The following is a 16,926-nucleotide window of genomic DNA, read 5'->3' on the forward strand; positions in this document are numbered from 1 at the left end:
CTTTACCGCGGCTTCTTGCCGAAAACTCTGATGTATTCGGCTTCGCCACCCTTGGCGAGCGCCTTGGCCTGCTTGACCCAATCGTCACGTTCGATCCGGCCCTTGAAATTGAGATAGCTGTCGACCCATTCGCGCTCGGCCTTCTTCCACGACGCGACTTGCGCGAACGTGTAGATGCCGAGTTCGTGCAGCGTGCCTTCGATCTTCGGGCCAACGCCGGAGATCAGCTTGAGGTCGTCGACAGCCGCCGGCCTAGCGATGCCTGCCGGGCGGTTCTTGTCTTCAAGCGACGGCTTGCCGGAAACGTCGGCCGCCCTGGCGGGCTTCGACTTGTCGGCGGTGTCGCCCTCGACCTTGGCGTTTGCCGCCGCTTCCTTCTTCGCCGTCGCCGGCGTCTTCACGGCGGCGTTGGTTTCGCTGGCAGCGGTCTTTGCCCGTGCAGCGTTCGATGGCGGAACGCTGACAACAGGCGCATCGCTGACCTTCTTCGCGCTCGCGGGAGCCTTCCTGGCCGGCGCGTCCGGCGTCATGAGCGTGGTCGGGCCACCTTCCGGCGCCGAGAAGACACGATCGATCTGCGGACCGGTGGCGACTTCGGCACCCTTGCCTGCATCGAAGCGGTCGATGATCTGCTCGAGCTGCTCGGGCGTCAGGTCTTCATAGGTGTCCTTGAAGATCATGACCATCGGCGCATTCACACAGGCGCCCTGACATTCCACTTCTTCCCAGGAAAGCGTGCCGCTCTCGTTGAGGGTGAAAGGATCGTGGGCGATCTTGCTCTTGCAGACCCGGATCAGGTCTTCGGCGCCACGCAGCATACACGGCGTCGTGCCGCAGACCTGCACGTGAGCGCGCGTTCCGACCGGCTTCAGCTGGAACTGGGTATAGAAGGTCGCAACTTCGAGCACGCGGATATAGGCCATGCCGAGCATGTCAGCGATCGATTCGATCGCGGCCTTCGTTACCCAGCCGTCCTGCTCCTGCGCCCGCATCAACAACGGAATGACCGCGGACTGCTCACGGCCTTTCGGATACTTCTGGATTGTCTTCTTTGCCCAAGCGGCGTTTTCGCGATTGAACGCGAATGCGGCCGGCTGAACATTGTCTTCGGCTAGTCGACGAACAGACATTCTTCACGACACCTTATCAGTTAATCGACCCACACCGCGATTTCGTCACCGAAACGAATTCGCAGGCATAGGCTGACTGGTCTTTTTGTAAAAATACGATGTAGCGCGTGCCGTTGGCCACGGCCGCCTTGATCTCGTAGCCCTTGGCCACGAGATCGGCCATCGAGCCCCCACGCATCGCGGCAGACGCTTCGCTGTTGACGGAATCCTGTGCGGATGCCGCCGTCGCAAGCATAAGAAATCCTGCCATTGCCAGGGGCGCGAAACGCATCAGCGATCCACCTCACCGAACACGATATCGAGGGAGCCCAGCACGGCTGACACGTCGGCAAGCTGGTGTCCGCGACAGAGGAAGTCCATCGCCTGCAGATGCGCGTAGCCCGGGGCACGGATCTTGCAGCGATAGGGCTTGTTGCTACCGTCGGAGACGAGATAGACGCCGAATTCGCCCTTGGGCGCTTCAACGGCTGTATAAACCTCGCCGGCCGGCACGTGGTAGCCTTCGGTGTAGAGCTTGAAGTGGTGGATCAGCGCTTCCATCGAGCGCTTCATCTCACCACGTTTTGGCGGAACGATCTTACCGTCCATCGACGAGACCGGGCCAATCTTGGCATCGCCGAGCAGACGGTTCACGCACTGACGCATGATCTTGGCCGACTCGCGCATTTCGATCATGCGGATGAGGTAACGATCGAAGCAGTCACCGTTCTTGCCGATCGGAATGTCGAAATCCATGTCCGAATAGCATTCGTAGGGCTGCGAACGGCGCAGGTCCCAGGCAGCGCCGGAACCGCGAACCATCACGCCCGAGAAACCCCAGGCCCAGGCGTCTTCCAGCTTGACGACGCCGATGTCGACGTTGCGCTGCTTGAAGATGCGGTTGCCAGTCAGAAGCTCGTCGATATCGTCGACGGTCTTGAGGAACGGGTCGATCCACTTGCCGATATCCTCGACCAGCTCATGCGGCAGATCCTGGTGCACGCCGCCGGGACGGAAATAGGCCGAGTGCATGCGCGCGCCGCAGGCACGCTCATAGAACACCATCAGCTTTTCGCGCTCCTCGAAGCCCCAGAGCGGCGGCGTCAGCGCGCCGACGTCCATGGCCTGCGTGGTCACGTTCAGAAGATGCGACAGGATACGGCCGATTTCCGAATAGAGAACGCGGATCAGCTGGCCGCGGATCGGAACTTCGGTTCCGGTCAGCTTTTCCACTGCAAGCGCAAAAGCATGCTCCTGGTTCATCGGCGCGACGTAGTCGAGCCGATCGAAATAGGGAATCGCCTGCAGATAGGTCTTGGTTTCGATCAGCTTTTCGGTGCCGCGATGCAGCAGACCGATATGCGGGTCGACACGCTCGACGATTTCGCCATCAAGCTCGAGCACCAGACGAAGAACGCCGTGCGCCGCCGGATGCTGCGGACCAAAGTTGATGTTGAAATTGCGGACGTTATGTTCGGTCATACCGATTGCTCCAGGCCGGACGGCGCCCTCAAAGGGTCGCCGCGGGCCGACTTAGTCTCACCGTGCTTTCGCCTTCTCGTCGCCGGGCAGGACGTATTCCGTCCCTTCCCACGGGGAGAGGAAGTCGAAGTTACGGAATTCCTGCTTCAGTTCAACGGGCTCATAGATGACGCGCTTGGCTTCGTCATCATAGCGAACCTCGACAAACCCGGTGACCGGGAAGTCCTTGCGCAGCGGATGCCCTTCGAAACCGTAGTCCGTCAGGATGCGACGCAGGTCCGGATGGCCGGTAAACAGAATGCCATACATGTCGTAGGCTTCGCGTTCGAACCAGTCGGCGCCCGGAAAGACGCTGGTGGCCGACGGCACAGGCTCGCCTTCACCGGTCGCAACCTTGATGCGCACGCGGAAATTCTGGCGTGGCGACAGCAGGTGGTAGACGACATCGAAACGGTCCGGCCGCTGAGGCCAGTCGACACCGCAAACATCGACGAAGTTGATGAAGGCGCACTGCACGTCGTCGCGCAGGAACGTCAAGAGCTCGATCAGGTTTGCAGCCGTCGTCGTCAGCGTCAGTTCGCCGTAGTTGATGGCGGCATCCGAAATCAGCTGGCTGCGCGTCTCGCGCAGATAGGAGGCAAGCTCGTTCAGGGCTTCACTCATGTTAAGGACCCCCTACCCTTAGCGTTCGATCGTGCCGGTCCGGCGGATCTTCTTCTGCAGCAAAAGCACGCCGTAAAGCAGCGCTTCTGCTGTGGGAGGACAGCCTGGCACATAGATATCAACGGGCACGACACGGTCGCAGCCACGCACGACGGAATAGGAATAGTGATAGTAGCCGCCGCCATTGGCACACGAGCCCATCGAGATCACGTAACGCGGCTCCGGCATCTGGTCGTAGACCTTGCGGAGCGCTGGCGCCATCTTGTTGGTCAGGGTGCCGGCGACGATCATCACATCGGACTGGCGCGGTGAAGCGCGCGGCGCGAAGCCGAAGCGCTCGGCGTCGTAACGCGGCATCGACATCTGCATCATCTCGACGGCGCAGCAGGCAAGACCGAAGGTCATCCACATCAGCGAACCAGTGCGCGCCCAATTGATGAGCTCGTCGGTCGACGTAACCAGAAAACCCTTGTCGGCGAGCTCATTGTTGATCTCGCCGAAGAATGCATCATTGCTGCCGATCGGCTTGCCGGTCGAGGGATCGATGATCCCCTTCGGCTTGGGCGCAACGAGCGTGGTGCCGGATGCTAGTTCCATTCCAGCGCTCCCTTCTTCCATTCATAGATAAAGCCGATCGTCAGCACACTGAGGAAGACCATCATGGACCAGAATCCGAACCAGCCCAGCTGGTGGAACGAGACGGCCCACGGAAAGAGGAAGGCGACTTCCAAGTCGAAGATGATGAAGAGGATCGACACAAGATAGAAACGAATGTCGAACTTCATTCGAGCGTCGTCGAACGCATTGAAACCGCATTCGTAGGCCGACAGCTTTTCCGAATCAGGCGCCTTGAACGCGACGGCGAAGGGGGCAATCAAAAGTGCCACGCCGATCACAAGTGCGATTCCAATGAAAATCGCGATCGGAACATAGGAACCGAGAAGTTCAGTCATTGTTATCCGTCCCTGCCTGCGGGAGGGCGCATGGGAGAGCGCCAAACAACAAATCTCGCAGGCCGAAAAATATGTTGCAACGCCAGAGTGGTTAGCGCAGCCCGCGCTTGCGCGCAAGCCTTCGAGGGCCATTTAAACCGGTTCGCGGCACAGGATTGGACGACGTGTCGCGGCAAAGCGCTGATTTGCAGGCACGGGCAGACTTTACGGTAAAAGCGACGCCAGAAGGACAGATTGCCGCACTGCAAAAAACAGAATTTGCAGTGACGTTGTATCGGAGGAATCAAGAGGTAAATGGCGCGAGTGACGGGGCTCGAACCCGCGACCTCCGGCGTGACAGGCCGGCACTCTAACCGACTGAGCTACACCCGCGCATATGACCCAAGGGGTCAGTATTACCACCATCGGCGCTTCGTGAGAATGCCTCAAGTCAAACCATGTCAAGAATGGCGCGAGTGACGGGGCTCGAACCCGCGACCTCCGGCGTGACAGGCCGGCACTCTAACCGACTGAGCTACACCCGCATCATCTTGAAGTGGCTGGAGCGTTTCCGCCCCGGCACCGAGCGGGCTTGCCCGTTCGATGAGCGGCTAACTAAGCGGTTCGCATTTGGGTGTCAAGCGTGTTTGGAGACAAATCCATAACGGAGCCAATTTTGATCCACAGGCAATGTCAAAGCCGCCCTCGACCTCCCCTTAAGAGAGAGGGCCCCTGCCCTTTGCGCAGCAGCCGGCTCTGGCGTGAGGAAAGACAATGCACAGATACATGCCAGCGACTGATGGATTCGGATGAAAGTCGTCGCGTGGCCAATCACCTTTTTCCACAGTCGCCGCTCTCCGCTTTTTTCCACAATGTGAAAACCCGGCAACTCCTGCACTTTTGTCGCCTCGTGCAAAAAAAATCAAAAGAACGACGGAAATGCTCTTGCGGTTTTTTTCGGTTACGCCTAGATCACGGCCACCGACGCGGCGGACACATCCGGTCCGAACGCTGAAGGGCGATTAGCTCAGTTGGTAGAGCGCCTCGTTTACACCGAGGATGTCGGGAGTTCGAGTCTCTCATCGCCCACCATTTTTTCCTTGGAACTTCCACCGCCGACTCAACAAGCGCATTTGCGTTCATGTTTTCACTGTCGAACTGTCCGTGGCCAAAATTCTGCGCTTCCTGTGTTCAGGCGTTCATCAGATCGAGCTGTCGGTACCGTGACCCAAGGCAAACGCCCGCACAGGCTTCGACGATAGAGCGACCTGCGCCTTTCGCGCGATGCAACCGAATTTGTTGAAAGCGATCCTTACGCCACGTGCGCTGTGAACGCGCTGGCGACAGATTCGTCACGAATCGCAAAGCAGCAGACGAGCAAAAGAATCAGCTAGCTGCCGCGATACTGTTCGTCGGTGACATGCTCCAGCCAGTCGACCGCCTTGCCGTCGAGCGCTTCCTGGATGGCGAGGTGAACCATGGCCGTGTCAGGCGCGGCACCGTGCCAATGTTTTTCGCCTGGCGGAAACCAGACCACGTCTCCCGTACGAATCTCACGCACCGGCTCGCCCCAGACCTGCGCCAGGCCTCTGCCCGATGTCACCACCAGCGTCTGCCCAAGCGGATGCGTATGCCATGCGGTCCGCGCGCCGGGCTCGAAGGTCACGTTGACGGCGCGCACACGGGCCGGCTCTGCTGCCTCGATGACGGGATCCTGCCTGACTGTCCCGGTGAAGTAGTCGGCCGAGGGTCGTGTCGACGCTCGCGATCCGCTGGGTATGATTTCCATCTGCCGTTCCTCCGGGTTTCCGTCACGATCATTCGCCGACGGCATGTCGGCATCATAACCTGTGGATAGTCACTTCCGGGCACGCCGTTCGGGCAATATCGCAAAGATGCTCGTGGTGCGTCAGGTAGATCACCTGCCCGACGCGGGCCATATCCGCCATCAGCTCGAAGGCGCGACCGGCGCGGCCGTCGTCAAACGTCTCCATGATGTCGTCTGCGATGAAGGGCAAGGTTTCGCGCGCCGCGGCGACCTCGTGATAGCCGGCGATCCTGAGCGACAGATAAAGCTGAAAGCGCGTCCCCTTGGAAAGATCGCGCGCCAGCTTGGACCCGCCAGTTGCGGCGTTGGCAATCAGGAATTCCTGACCCTTGTCGGCCTGCGCCGACAGGCTGGAATATTCTCCACCGCTGATGCGGCTGAAGGTTTCCGAGGCGCGCCGCATCATGGCGCTGCGATGGCGCTCGCGAAAGAGCCGGAGTGCCTGCTCGGCGGCGATCAGGCCGGCTCTCAGCTTGAGATAGCCGAGCGCCTTGGCCTCGATCTCCAGAAGCAGCGTGCGGCGACGCTGATCGAGTGCTGCGACAGCGTCGTCGCCGGCGATATTGGCGAGCGCCCCTTCCTTCGTCCGCATGTCGGCGTGCAATTCACTTACATCACGGTCGCTCTCTTCAAGCAGCGCCTCGACGCGAGCCAGTTCCAGCCGCACCGCTTCGTCGTCAAGCGCAGCCAGCAACGCCTCGGCGTCTTCGCTGCGGGCGACACCAAGGCGCTGCGCAAGGTCGGCCTCCGATTCGGCAATGCGCTGGCGCAGCCGTTCCTGCTCGCGGGAAGCGTCGAGCCGCAAGCCGGCTTCATCCAATGTCTCGCAGTCGAAGAAGTCGAGGACCAGACGTTTGCGGGCAATGTGAAGATCCTGCTCGGCAGCAACGCTGCGTTTCTCCTCCTCAAGGCGGGCAAGCTCCGTCAACAGCGTAGCGCGCCGATCCTCCTGCTTTTCAGCCTCTGCGGCACGCGCCTTCATGGCGGCGAAAATCGCAAGCGTATCTCCGGTGTCGGGCACACCGGCAAGATTTGCGATCGCCGCTTCAAAAGCCACTTGATCCTTGCGCATGCCGGCGACGCGGTGATCGAGATCGGCCTTGCGCTGCACCAGCTTGTCGAGATCCTGCAAGACCGCGAGCATGGGGGCGATTTGATCCGGCAGCAGCTGTTCCGGCCGACCGGCAAGCCAGGTGGTTGAGAGCAGATCGTCCCATTGCTCCCGCCAGGAGCACAGGGCGTCCTCGGCTTGCGCCAAGATCGACTTACGCTGCTCCAGCGCGTCACTGGAACGTCGGACCGCCTCGCGCGCCGCCTTGCCGGCAGAAAAAGCCGCCTGGGCCTGCCCGACAGCATTCTCGGCAAAGGCCATGAGATCGTCGAGCCGTTGCGGCAAACGCTCGGTCACACCGATCTCGGCAAGTGAATCCTTCAGAACATCGCGCGCGTCATTCTCGTCGGCCTGGGCGCGATCGAGCTCCAGCCGCGTAGAACGCTGTTGTGTGCGGACATCGAGCGCCGCGAGCCGGGACACGAGCCAGGCTTCCAGCTGCGTCAACTGCGTGACGTCAGGTAAACCGCTTGCAGAGGCTGTTGCTTTGACCGCCTGTGCAAGTGCAGACGCCTCCTCGGCGAGCGAGCATTGTTGTCGCCCAAGCTCATCAAGACGCGCCCGGCGCTCGGCGATCGACAAAGCGAGCGAGCGCATATCCGCGACCTTTGCTGCCTCGGCGAGCCGCAATGCCGTCGCATCGTCGTCGCGACCCAACGCGTCCTCAAAGATTTCCGCAGTCGTCGCATCCAACCGGACCTTGTGCCGCTCCCAGGCGTGTTGTCGCTGCTGGCGAATCTCGATGGACGCCCGGTCGTCAAGGGCGCCGCCCGAAGCAATCAGGGCCGCGAGGCGAGCTTCCTCTCCGGCCAGTTGTTCAGTTTCGCTCGCGACGCGGTCGGCAAGGCGCAGGCGCCTTTGGTCCTGCGCCGCCGTGTCGCGTCGCCAGGTCTCGATCGTGCCGGCAGCGGGCACAGTCAGGCCAAGCAGATCATCGGCGCTGCCTGAATAGGGTTTCAAAGCCGCCAGCTTGTCGGCAAGCTCTGCATCCAGGCGTTCGAGCACTTGTCGGGTGGCCTGCAGGCGCAGGGAGCAATCATCCTGCCGAACACGCCGCAAGCGCTCGACAAACGCGCTCGGATCGATGGCCGAGCTGCGTTCGGCCTGCAGCCGCGCCAGCTCGTCTGTCGCCTCCCGCTCCATCCGTTTTGCCCCATCCGCCTCCTGTCGAGCCGATGCCGCACGCTCCTGCAACGCGGAATGCCGCCGTGAGAGTTCCTGCAGGCGAGCGCCTGTGGCCGTCGGCAACAGCAGCGATGCCGGATCCTGGTCGCCGCGCTCGCCGAGCCTAACGAGGCAGGCAGAAATTTCGATATTTGTCCGCGACAGTTCGTCGATCCGTGCGGGCATGTCGCGCGCGGCTGTGACGTAACGCGCATCGAGCGCCGTCTCCTGCAGCGCGTTCAAACGTTCCACCAGGATGAGGGCCGCCTTGTCATGCGGCAGGACCTCCAGCTCTTCCTGCCGACGGCGACTTTCGTCCGCGAGTTGACGCAACCTGGTCGCAATTTCGATGTCGCGCCGTCGCAGTGCGGGCAGTTCTGCGGCCCACTCGGCCGGCGCTGGCGGCAAGGCCGGCGCCTTTGCCAGATCAATGCGCAAGCCACACAGGCGCCGGAAGAGCGGCAAGGCATCGATCTGCGCTCGCAGGCGATCGCGCTCCACTCGCAGTTCGACGCGCCGCGCCATGGCCGCGTCGTGGCGCTCGCGGGCGGCAAGAAGCGTCTTGCGCAGCGATGCATATTCACGCGCATTGACGTCCAGCCCGTTGCGCTCGACTTTCAACGCATCGAGTTCGGCCTTCAGCTCGGAAAGCTGATGCTTGCGTGCCTGGGGTCGATAGAAGGCATCCGCCTCGGCGCGCAGGATAGACAGGATCGCAGCGCTGTCCGGCAGACCTGAACTGGCGGAAAAGAGCAGGGAGCCGAGTTCGCCCTCGCTCTTCAGGATCGCCTCCCCTCCCTGCTCGATACTGTCGTCGTCGAGCGAGAACATCATGCGGTAGGTCGCGCGGTCGATCGAGCCGAGCGCGGCGGAAAACAGATTGTCCGGCAACGGCTGATCGTCGGCACCGACCAGCGTGTTGGTCTTGCGCTTTATCCGGAAGGCCTGATGGGTGCGGCCGGCCGCCTCGATCGTGCCGCCAACCCGCATCGTCTGATAGGCGTGCAGAAAGCCGTAGGAGCTGTAATGCTCGATGCCGAAGAGCAGGTCGAGGAAGCCCGAAAACAGCGTCGACTTGCCGGCCTCGTTCGGGCCGTAAACGATATGCAGGTCTGGCCTACCTGATATCGCCGGACCGAAGTCGAGGCGCCGCTCGGTAAACTTGCCGTACCGCACCAGGTCGAGTTCGCGCAGCCGCATCAGCGTGAACCCTCGCCTGCATTGCCATGAAGGTGTGCGAGCACCTCCGCAGCACCGGAGACACCGGCATCGAACGCCAGTCTTTCGACCGCCGCCTCATCCGGCGCCAGAACCTGGCGCAGGTCCGGCGGCAACTGCTGCAGCAATTCCTCGACCGCAGAGCGCACTTCCTGACGGAAACCGTGGGCCGGCAGGACATCGCTGCCGACAAGGGCCGCCAGTTCGTCGACCGGATCAGCCATAACCGCCCCCGCCTCTGCACCAGGACTGCGGCAATCGAGCTCGATTTTCTCGACCCAGCAGCCGCCGTTGCCCGCAGCCACATTGTCGATCTCGGCCCGGAGCAGATCGCCATCACGGCGCATGCGCCAGGAAAGCGGCGTCGCGCCAGTCAGTGTCAGGCGGAAGATCACATTGTCGGCAGCGGTCGTCTCGCGCGACTGCAAGAAAGCGTTCCCGACCGTATCAAGCATATCGCCCCACTCGGAAACGCCGGTGAGGTCAAGGCTGATCCGCTCGAAGGTGGCAAGGCCGATTGCCCGCTCCTCGATCGAAACCCGCCCTTCGTCGGTCACCGTCACCAACGTCACGCCCTTGCTGCCGGCTTCGTTGATGTCGCGCCCCTGCGGCATGCCCGGCATGACGACGAAAGGTTCGCTGGCATGGACCTGACGCTGATGGACATGGCCGAGCGCCCAATAGTCGAAGCCGTGCGCCTGGAGATCCGCCACGCTGCAGGGAGCATAGAGGTCATGGCCGGCAGCGCCGGCGAGGCTCGTGTGCAACATGCCGATATTGATCGCGTCGGCGACCGGTGACTGAAAGGACGGCAGCAAGCTTTCCGACGCATGGGGGTTCGCAAAGCTCACACCATGGATATAGACATCGCGGCCGCTCTCCAGCGTCTTTGCGAGGACTGCCTTGCCGCGGCCCTTGAAGACGTGTGTCGATGGCGAGAGCGTCAGCTCGTTCGTCACTTGCGATTGGGCATCGTGATTGCCGCGGATGATGAAGACCCGGATGCCGGCCTCGTCGAGCCGGCGCAGTTCGCCAGCGAGAAACAGCGCGGTGTTCATCGAGGTCTGGCTGCCATCATAAAGGTCGCCGGCGATCAGCAAGGCATCGACCTCTTCGGCAAGGCAAAGATCGACGATCCTCACAAGCGCTTGCCTGGTCGCACCGCGCACGATGTCGGCGAGCTCGGCATTTCGAAGCGCAAGGCTGCGCAGCGGGGAATCAAGATGAAGATCGGCGGTGTGAACGAAGCGGAAGGACATGGCCGACCATGGCCCGTGGGAGCAGCACCCGTCAATGCGCCGGACACCGTCATCCACGCGGATGCGCCCGTCACTCGCCGTTATTTCAGGGCAGTTAAGTAAAGCCAGCGCTCATACGTAATGACTGGAGTTTCGACTTGAAACGTTCTGCCGCAAAAGCGCGCGCCCCTATGTGCAAATATCAGATTATACTCACTTTAATCGATTAGCGCTTTTGTAAGAACTTGTTGGCTAGGTTCCGCTCGGCTGCATTTTGCGTGCGGCCAAGCACAGGAATGACTCCCTGCTTCGGCATCCGCTCCGTCATGACGATCAAGAGCCGGAACGACTTATTCATGCACAAGCTTTTACGGACGCCGTTCCTCCGGAGTTATTCATGTCGCGCCTAAAGATATCACACACCCTTATTGCCCTTTTCCTGATGGTTGGCCTCATCGTCACCGTTCTGGCCGTCGCCTCGCTTGGCGGCATCAAGATGATGAACGAGCGCAACAACGAGATTGCCACCACGTGGCTGCCGCGTGTCTCGCTCTCGCGCGCACTGGAAACCCAGCTTTCGGACACACGCATGTCGTTTGCCCGGCACCTGATCTCGCTGACCCCCTTCGAGAAGAAGGCGGCCGAGAAGGTCATCGGCGAAACCGTAGATGGCTTCAACAAGCTTTCGGACGAATACGCCGCCCTGATGGTCAACGACGCCGACAAGGCAGCACTTGAAAAGGTCAAGAGCGCCTATGAGGCCTACCTCTCGGTTTCCGCCGGCATGGTCAAGCTCTCCAACAATCTCGAGAATATGAAGGCGCAAAGCGTGTTCAAGGTCGAGATGCGCGAGAGGGAACAGCAGGTCGACCAGGCGATCAAGGAAATGCGCGCGCTCAATCTGGCCGGCGCCGACGCTGCCGTTGCTGACAGCTCCACCACGCACGACCAGATCCGTATGATCGAAATGGCTGTCATCGCGGTTGCGGCTCTCATCGTCCTCGGCGCTATTTTCTACGCAATCCGCGGCATTGCCCGTCCAATCCAGATCATCACCCGCTCGATGGCAGGTCTCGCAAATGGCGATACGGCCACCGCCATTCCCTATGGCGTGCGCAAGGACGAGATCGGCGAGATGGCGCGCGCCGTCGAGGTCTTCCGCGAGGCGGCCATCTCCAATCTTCAGCTCGAGGAAGATGCCAAGGTCCAGCGTTCGCAGGCAGAGGCCGAGCGTCACCGCGTGACCGAAGAGGCCGAGGCGGCCGCACAGCTCCGTCTGCAGGAAGCGACAGCCGGCCTTGCAACCGGTCTTCGCCGCCTGGCGGCCGGCGATCTCGCCTTCCAGCTCAACGAACCTTTCGCACCGGATTTCGAACAGCTGCGTCACGACCTCAACCAGGCCGTTGCCCAGCTGGCCGATACACTGGCTGCCGTCTCCTCCAGCTCGGGCAGCATCGACAGCGGTGCACGCGAAGTCAGCCAGAGCGCCGACGATCTGTCACGTCGCACCGAACAGCAGGCCGCGTCGCTGGAAGAAACGGCAGCCGCCCTCGACCAGATCACGGTCAATGTCGGCAGCTCGTCCAAGCGCACCAACGAAGCCCGCGCCATTGCCAGCCAGGCAAACGAAAGCGCCCACAAGTCCGGCGCCATCGTCTCCGGCGCAATCGACGCCATGGGCCGCATCGAGCATTCGTCGAGCCAAATCTCCAACATCATCGGCGTCATCGACGAAATCGCCTTCCAGACCAACCTGCTGGCGCTGAATGCCGGCGTGGAAGCAGCGCGCGCCGGTGATGCCGGCAAGGGATTTGCCGTCGTCGCCCAGGAAGTGCGCGAACTCGCACAGCGTTCGGCCAATGCCGCCAAGGAGATCAAGGACCTGATCCGCAATTCAGCGGTGGAAGTGCAGAGCGGCGTCAAACTCGTGCGTGAAACCGGCGAGGCTCTGCGCACGATCGAAGGCTTTATCGTCACGATCAACCAGCACATGGACGCGATCGCCGTTTCGGCACAGGAACAGTCCGCCGGGCTTTCCGAGGTCAACACCGCCGTCAACCAGATGGACCAGGTGACCCAGCAGAACGCCGCAATGGTCGAAGAGGCGAACGCCGCAAGCGCGACGCTGGCACAGGAGGCCGGCCGTCTTCGCGAACTGATCGCTCGCTTCACATTGGCCCAGGATTCGGGCCACGGTTACGCGCCTTGGACCGGCTCATCGCGCCGGGCAGCATAGTCCGAACGGGTGAAATTCTTGGCACTACAAGTGAAACGGCCTCCGGAAACGGAGGCCGTTTCTTGCTTGCGGAGGTCGTTACCGTGAAATTGCAGAGGTTTTAGTCGACAAATGTAGCAATTGTAACTATCAATAATGTTGCTGCCATTTGACATGGCACCTCACAATTTTCCAACGATGATCATGAAGAAGACATTCGAAGTTTCCGACAGACTGTTTGAGCTTTATCACCGCGTCCACCGGCTCGTGAACGAGTCGATGACGGAGGAAGGCGTTTCGCTGGCGCGGAGCAAATTCCTGTTCTTCCTGAGCAAGCTCGGCCCCTGTCGCTCGACGGATATCGCCTGCGCGCTGAACTTTGCGCCGCGCACCGTCACCGAAGCGATCGACGGCCTCGAGCGCGACCGATTGGTGATGCGCAAACCCGATCCCGAGGATCGCCGCGCCAAGATCGTCTCGATCACCGACACGGGACGCGTGATCCTGGAGGCAGCCGAACACCCGCGCAAACAGCTGATCGAGGAGATCTTCTCCGCGCTCGACGACAAGGAGCTCGGTCAGCTCTTCGATATCGTCGGCAAACTCGTCGACAAGACCGACGAAATTCGCAAGCGCAAGGATGAGGCCGAAGCAGCACAGATTGCGGTCGCTCGCTAGGCCCGCCCTTCCCCCAGCCTTTACAGATAGCCGAAACAGAAAGAGGCCGGGACGTCATGTCCCGGCCTCTTTCGTTTTTCTCCTGGCCCGACGATTACATCGCGTCGATGGCACCGATGGAGAAGAACAGTGTCTCGCCGGAGGAATCGTCGACGCCGTCATTGTCGGTGACGACATAGCCGTTGCCGGCGGCATCGACGGTGAAGCCTTCGACCTTGTCGACGACGTAACCCTTCAGGGCCCTCAGATCGGGAAGGAGGTCGCGAACCTCTTCCTTCTTGACGACAGGAAGCTCGCCGCCAAGGGCTGCCGGCTTCAGGTCGGCAAGGGCGACACGGTAGAGCTTCTTCAGCTTGGCTGCCTGGCCGATCAGGTTGTCTCGCTCGATGATATAGGCATAGTCGCCGTGGACGGAGATTTCCGACAGGCCGACCCAGCCGCCATCCGCCTTCTCGAGCGGATAACGCACAGCACCCCATTCCTCGCTCGACGGCTTGTAGGAGACGAGCTTGACGAAGCCCTTCTCGTCGTCCTTCCATTCGCGCTGGACGGCCATCCAGAGAACCTGATCGTCGCCTTCGCCGACAACCGTTACACCCTCGAAGCCGAAGCGGCTCTCGCCTGCACGCAGAGTTTCGGGCAGGGCGATCTCCTTCTTGATCTCGCCCTTCTTGTTCACACGCAGCAGCGCGTGGCTGTAGAGCTTGTCGGCGTTGCCTTCCGAAGCGAGCCAGAAGCCCCCTTCCCCATCATTGGCGATGCCTTCGATGTCGAGCTTCTGTGCCGGGGCGCCATCGCGGGTGATCCGAAGCGTCTCGGTGATCAACGCCGGCTTCTGCGTCGCATCGATGGTGAAGATGGTCGGCTGCGATGCATAAACCGAATCGTTGACTGCGCGCAGGAAGCCCGGCTTGTCGGCAACGGCTGCGAGGCCCGACAAGGCTCCGAAGCCCACCGGCAGACCATCCTTGTCCGCCGAACGGATCTGCGGATAGGCGGCTTCACCTTCGCCACGCTCGTAGATCATCACATGCGAGCGAGCGCCGCCGTCTTCGCCGAGATCGACCTCGTTGGCGGTCGCAAGCAGATTGCGCGACGGGATCGCGACGGCACCCTCCGGCGAGATGCCCGACGGCAGCAATTGCAGCAGTTCCGGCTCGGCGCCGGTGTCCTTGTAAACGCCGACGACGGATGCACGTTCGGTAAGCACGAAGAACAGATTGTCTTCGCCGAACTTGGCAGCCTCGAGGCCTTCCGGCTCGACGCCCTTGGCCGACGAGCGCTTCTCGGGATAGTGGCCGATCGAAGCGATCTCGTGTTCGAAACTCGCACCCGATTCGAACAGGACCTTACCGGCCGTATCGAAGATGGTGAAGCCGCGCGAACCGCCCTCATAGTCACCTTCGTTGGCGACGACGATGCGATTGTCGTCGAGCCACTTGACGGCGTCAGGCTCGCGCTTGCGGCCCGGTTGCTCGTCCATGAAGGCGATAGCGCCGTCACGCTTGGCGTCGATGTCCCTAAGGTCGACCGCGCCAGCGGAGAAATGCGTCTTTACCGTCGCCGACTTGCCGTCGATGATGACGATGTGGTTGTTCTCCTGCAGCGTCAGCGCAATCTCGTCCTTGCCGTTGAAGGACACGAATTCCGGCTCCGGGTCGTCGCCTGCAACCTCGGCAAGACCGGTGAGGGTCACGTGCTTGATCGTCGCGCAATCGGCACCACCATCCTTCAGAGACAGGATCACCAGGTCGCCGGCAGGCATCTGCGGGATCTTGCCGTCGTTGACCTCTTCATCGCGCTCATTCTCGATCGCGATCGCAGCAATGGTCCGGTCCTTGTTGACCGCGACGGAGTCCGGCTGGCCGCCGAGATCGCAGGTCGACTCGACCTTCTTCGAGGCAACGTCGACGGTAGCGAGAAAGCCGGAAGGCTTGGTGAAGCTTTCGCGTGTGTTGACCGCGATCAGGGCCTTGGTACCGGCGACGGTTACCGAGGTCGGCTCGCCATCGAACGACACGATACCGGCCGCCTTCGGCGCCTTGGCGTCGGTGATATCGATAAGGCCGATGCGCTTGCCCGGGCTATCGGAATAGATCAGCGTATTGCCGTCTTCGGTGGCGGTAATGATTTCCGCGGATGTCGCGTCCTTGCGGGCATCGCCCTCCGGCAGATTGTCGGCAACGGCGAAGGACGCAATACGATTGAACACCGGTTCGGCGGCAGCCGGAAAGGCAACGGACGCAAGAAGTATGGCGGCAAGTGCCGTTCTGCATGATGAAATGGTCATGAAAAATCCCCCATGTCGAATATTCAAAACAAGGGGGTTCTGCGGGATGGCGATGACAGGCGCATGACAGTCCCGCGCCTTTGTTGTGCAGCGTTGTCTTACGCGGTCGCGCGCTCGCGTTTCATCTCGTTGCGCATGATGAAAAGCGAGGCGCCGAGGATCAGGACCGCCCCCAGCCACAGATAGCCGCTCGGCGCATAACCGAAGACGAGCCAGCCGGCGAGAACGTTGAGCGGTAGCTTGAGATCGTCGAAAGGCTGCACATACGCTGCGTCTGCGACGGTATAGGCAAGCGTCAACAGATACTGTGCCACCACGGTCAAAAGCCCCGCCAGCACCAATAGCGCAAGGATAGTTCCACTCGGCACGACAAACCCTGCCGACAGCGCCAGCACACCATTGATCGGCGTCAGAAGCACGAGCAACCAGACCGTTATCGTCTCAGGGCGCTCGATGCCTGTCAGGCTCTTGGTGATCAGCGACGCCGCCCCCCAGAGCAGCGCCGAGAAAACCGGCAGCAGCGCTGCCCAGGTGAAGCTTTCCGACCAGGGCTGCAGGATGATCGTGGCGCCGGCAAAGCCGACTGCCGCCGCTGCCCAGCGTGCCGGACCAACGCGTTCGCCCAGGAAGAGCCGCGCACCAAGAATGATGAAAAATGGCGATGTCATCACCAGCGCGATCGCCTGCCAGATCGGAACAGAAGCCAGGCCCGAAACCCAGGCCCCTACGCCGAGCGCCGCAAAGGCAACGCGAATGACGTGACGCCAGGGGTAATCGGTGCGCATGGCCGACAGGCCGGCGCGAAACAGGAACGGCAGGGAGAAGACGAGTGCAAATGCATATTGCCAGAAGGCAGTCGAGGTGGCGGAAAAGCCGAGTTGCATCGTCATCCATTGCGTGACGACATTCAGGAGAGCAAAGGCGACGCCGGCCAGTATCATCCAGGCCGCACCGGCCATGGCACGGGAGGTGAAAAGTGCTTGGGTCGTCTCGCTCAT

At 61.4% G+C, this 16,926-nt stretch carries 13 protein-coding genes and 3 tRNA genes; 3 read left to right on the forward strand and 13 right to left on the reverse strand.

What is annotated here, in order from left to right:
- Positions 1-2: 2 nt before the first annotated feature.
- The 8 genes from ASD03_RS00360 to ASD03_RS00395 form a co-directional block, all read right to left on the reverse strand.
- On the reverse strand, positions 3-1,130 hold the full coding sequence (locus tag ASD03_RS00360; protein WP_025426585.1) for an NADH-quinone oxidoreductase subunit E: 1,128 nt from the start codon (positions 1,128-1,130) through the stop codon (positions 3-5).
- 16 nt (positions 1,131-1,146) lie between these two features.
- The gene (locus ASD03_RS00365; protein WP_025426584.1) at positions 1,147-1,401 is read right to left on the reverse strand and encodes a hypothetical protein; all 255 of its coding nucleotides are present in this window, start codon (positions 1,399-1,401) and stop codon (positions 1,147-1,149) included.
- Complete coding sequence (locus ASD03_RS00370; RefSeq protein WP_025426583.1) at positions 1,401-2,591, reverse strand: NADH-quinone oxidoreductase subunit D; 1,191 nt, start codon at positions 2,589-2,591, stop codon at positions 1,401-1,403. The genes ASD03_RS00365 and ASD03_RS00370 overlap by 1 nt, the downstream gene beginning before the upstream one ends.
- Before the next feature lie 57 nt (positions 2,592-2,648).
- On the reverse strand, positions 2,649-3,254 hold the full coding sequence (locus ASD03_RS00375; RefSeq protein ID WP_025426582.1) for an NADH-quinone oxidoreductase subunit C: 606 nt from the start codon (positions 3,252-3,254) through the stop codon (positions 2,649-2,651).
- Positions 3,255-3,272: 18 nt separating this feature from the next.
- Positions 3,273-3,851 (reverse strand): NADH-quinone oxidoreductase subunit B, encoded by a 579-nt coding sequence (locus ASD03_RS00380; RefSeq protein WP_025426581.1) that lies wholly within the window; start codon positions 3,849-3,851, stop codon positions 3,273-3,275.
- The gene (locus ASD03_RS00385) at positions 3,842-4,207 is read right to left on the reverse strand and encodes an NADH-quinone oxidoreductase subunit A (protein WP_025426580.1); all 366 of its coding nucleotides are present in this window, start codon (positions 4,205-4,207) and stop codon (positions 3,842-3,844) included. The genes ASD03_RS00380 and ASD03_RS00385 overlap by 10 nt, the downstream gene beginning before the upstream one ends.
- Positions 4,208-4,502: 295 nt before the next feature.
- Positions 4,503-4,579 (reverse strand) — tRNA-Asp (locus ASD03_RS00390).
- A gap of 75 nt (positions 4,580-4,654) precedes the next feature.
- A tRNA-Asp gene (locus tag ASD03_RS00395) sits at positions 4,655-4,731 on the reverse strand.
- Between the two features lie 471 nt (positions 4,732-5,202).
- On the opposite strand from ASD03_RS00395, the gene ASD03_RS00400 reads away from it, so the two are divergent.
- A tRNA-Val gene (locus ASD03_RS00400) sits at positions 5,203-5,278 on the forward strand.
- A 298-nt stretch (positions 5,279-5,576) separates the two neighbouring features.
- Here the strand turns inward: ASD03_RS00400 and ASD03_RS00405 are convergent.
- Genes ASD03_RS00405 through ASD03_RS00415 form a run of 3 tightly spaced genes read right to left on the reverse strand, consistent with a single transcriptional unit; the run spans position 5,577 to position 10,766 of the window.
- Positions 5,577-5,975 carry a cupin domain-containing protein gene (locus ASD03_RS00405; protein ID WP_025426579.1) on the reverse strand — a complete coding sequence of 133 codons (399 nt, stop codon included), beginning with the start codon at positions 5,973-5,975 and terminating at the stop codon, positions 5,577-5,579.
- 52 nt (positions 5,976-6,027) lie between these two features.
- Positions 6,028-9,489, reverse strand: coding sequence for an AAA family ATPase (locus tag ASD03_RS00410; protein WP_025426578.1), 3,462 nt, complete (start codon positions 9,487-9,489; stop codon positions 6,028-6,030).
- Positions 9,489-10,766 (reverse strand): exonuclease SbcCD subunit D, encoded by a 1,278-nt coding sequence (locus tag ASD03_RS00415; RefSeq protein WP_025426577.1) that lies wholly within the window; start codon positions 10,764-10,766, stop codon positions 9,489-9,491. Before ASD03_RS00415 ends, ASD03_RS00410 begins: the two co-directional genes overlap by 1 nt.
- Positions 10,767-11,142: 376 nt before the next feature.
- Between ASD03_RS00415 and ASD03_RS00420 the strand changes: the two genes are divergently transcribed.
- Together ASD03_RS00420 and ASD03_RS00425 are read left to right on the forward strand one after the other, a co-directional pair.
- A complete protein-coding gene (locus ASD03_RS00420) occupies positions 11,143-12,981 on the forward strand; it encodes a HAMP domain-containing methyl-accepting chemotaxis protein (RefSeq protein ID WP_025426576.1) in 1,839 nt (612 codons plus the stop codon).
- 183 nt (positions 12,982-13,164) lie between these two features.
- Positions 13,165-13,638, forward strand: coding sequence for a MarR family transcriptional regulator (locus ASD03_RS00425; protein WP_025426575.1), 474 nt, complete (start codon positions 13,165-13,167; stop codon positions 13,636-13,638).
- Positions 13,639-13,732: 94 nt separating this feature from the next.
- On the opposite strand, the gene ASD03_RS00430 is transcribed toward ASD03_RS00425, so the two are convergent.
- Entirely contained in the window at positions 13,733-15,928 is a 2,196-nt protein-coding gene (locus ASD03_RS00430) for an esterase-like activity of phytase family protein (RefSeq protein ID WP_025426574.1), read from the reverse strand.
- A 98-nt stretch (positions 15,929-16,026) separates the two neighbouring features.
- Complete coding sequence (locus ASD03_RS00435; RefSeq protein ID WP_057212386.1) at positions 16,027-16,926, reverse strand: DMT family transporter; 900 nt, start codon at positions 16,924-16,926, stop codon at positions 16,027-16,029.

It is taken from the genome of Ensifer sp. Root127 (assembly GCF_001425225.1).
Lineage (GTDB): Bacteria > Pseudomonadota > Alphaproteobacteria > Rhizobiales > Rhizobiaceae > Ensifer > Ensifer canadensis.

Bases quoted from the DNA above. Each gene is read 5' to 3' on its own strand.
- ASD03_RS00360 (WP_025426585.1), bottom strand. From the start codon at position 1,130: ATGTCTGTTCGTCGACTAGCCGAAGACAATGTTCAGCCGGCCGCATTC.
- ASD03_RS00365 (WP_025426584.1), bottom strand. From the start codon at position 1,401: ATGCGTTTCGCGCCCCTGGCAATGGCAGGATTTCTTATGCTTGCGACG.
- ASD03_RS00370 (WP_025426583.1), bottom strand. From the start codon at position 2,591: ATGACCGAACATAACGTCCGCAATTTCAACATCAACTTTGGTCCGCAG.
- ASD03_RS00375 (WP_025426582.1), bottom strand. From the start codon at position 3,254: ATGAGTGAAGCCCTGAACGAGCTTGCCTCCTATCTGCGCGAGACGCGC.
- ASD03_RS00380 (WP_025426581.1), bottom strand. From the start codon at position 3,851: ATGGAACTAGCATCCGGCACCACGCTCGTTGCGCCCAAGCCGAAGGGG.
- ASD03_RS00385 (WP_025426580.1), bottom strand. From the start codon at position 4,207: ATGACTGAACTTCTCGGTTCCTATGTTCCGATCGCGATTTTCATTGGA.
- ASD03_RS00405 (WP_025426579.1), bottom strand. From the start codon at position 5,975: ATGGAAATCATACCCAGCGGATCGCGAGCGTCGACACGACCCTCGGCC.
- ASD03_RS00410 (WP_025426578.1), bottom strand. From the start codon at position 9,489: ATGCGGCTGCGCGAACTCGACCTGGTGCGGTACGGCAAGTTTACCGAG.
- ASD03_RS00415 (WP_025426577.1), bottom strand. From the start codon at position 10,766: ATGTCCTTCCGCTTCGTTCACACCGCCGATCTTCATCTTGATTCCCCG.
- ASD03_RS00420 (WP_025426576.1), top strand. From the start codon at position 11,143: ATGTCGCGCCTAAAGATATCACACACCCTTATTGCCCTTTTCCTGATG.
- ASD03_RS00425 (WP_025426575.1), top strand. From the start codon at position 13,165: ATGAAGAAGACATTCGAAGTTTCCGACAGACTGTTTGAGCTTTATCAC.
- ASD03_RS00430 (WP_025426574.1), bottom strand. From the start codon at position 15,928: ATGACCATTTCATCATGCAGAACGGCACTTGCCGCCATACTTCTTGCG.
- ASD03_RS00435 (WP_057212386.1), bottom strand. From the start codon at position 16,926: ATGAGCGAGACGACCCAAGCACTTTTCACCTCCCGTGCCATGGCCGGT.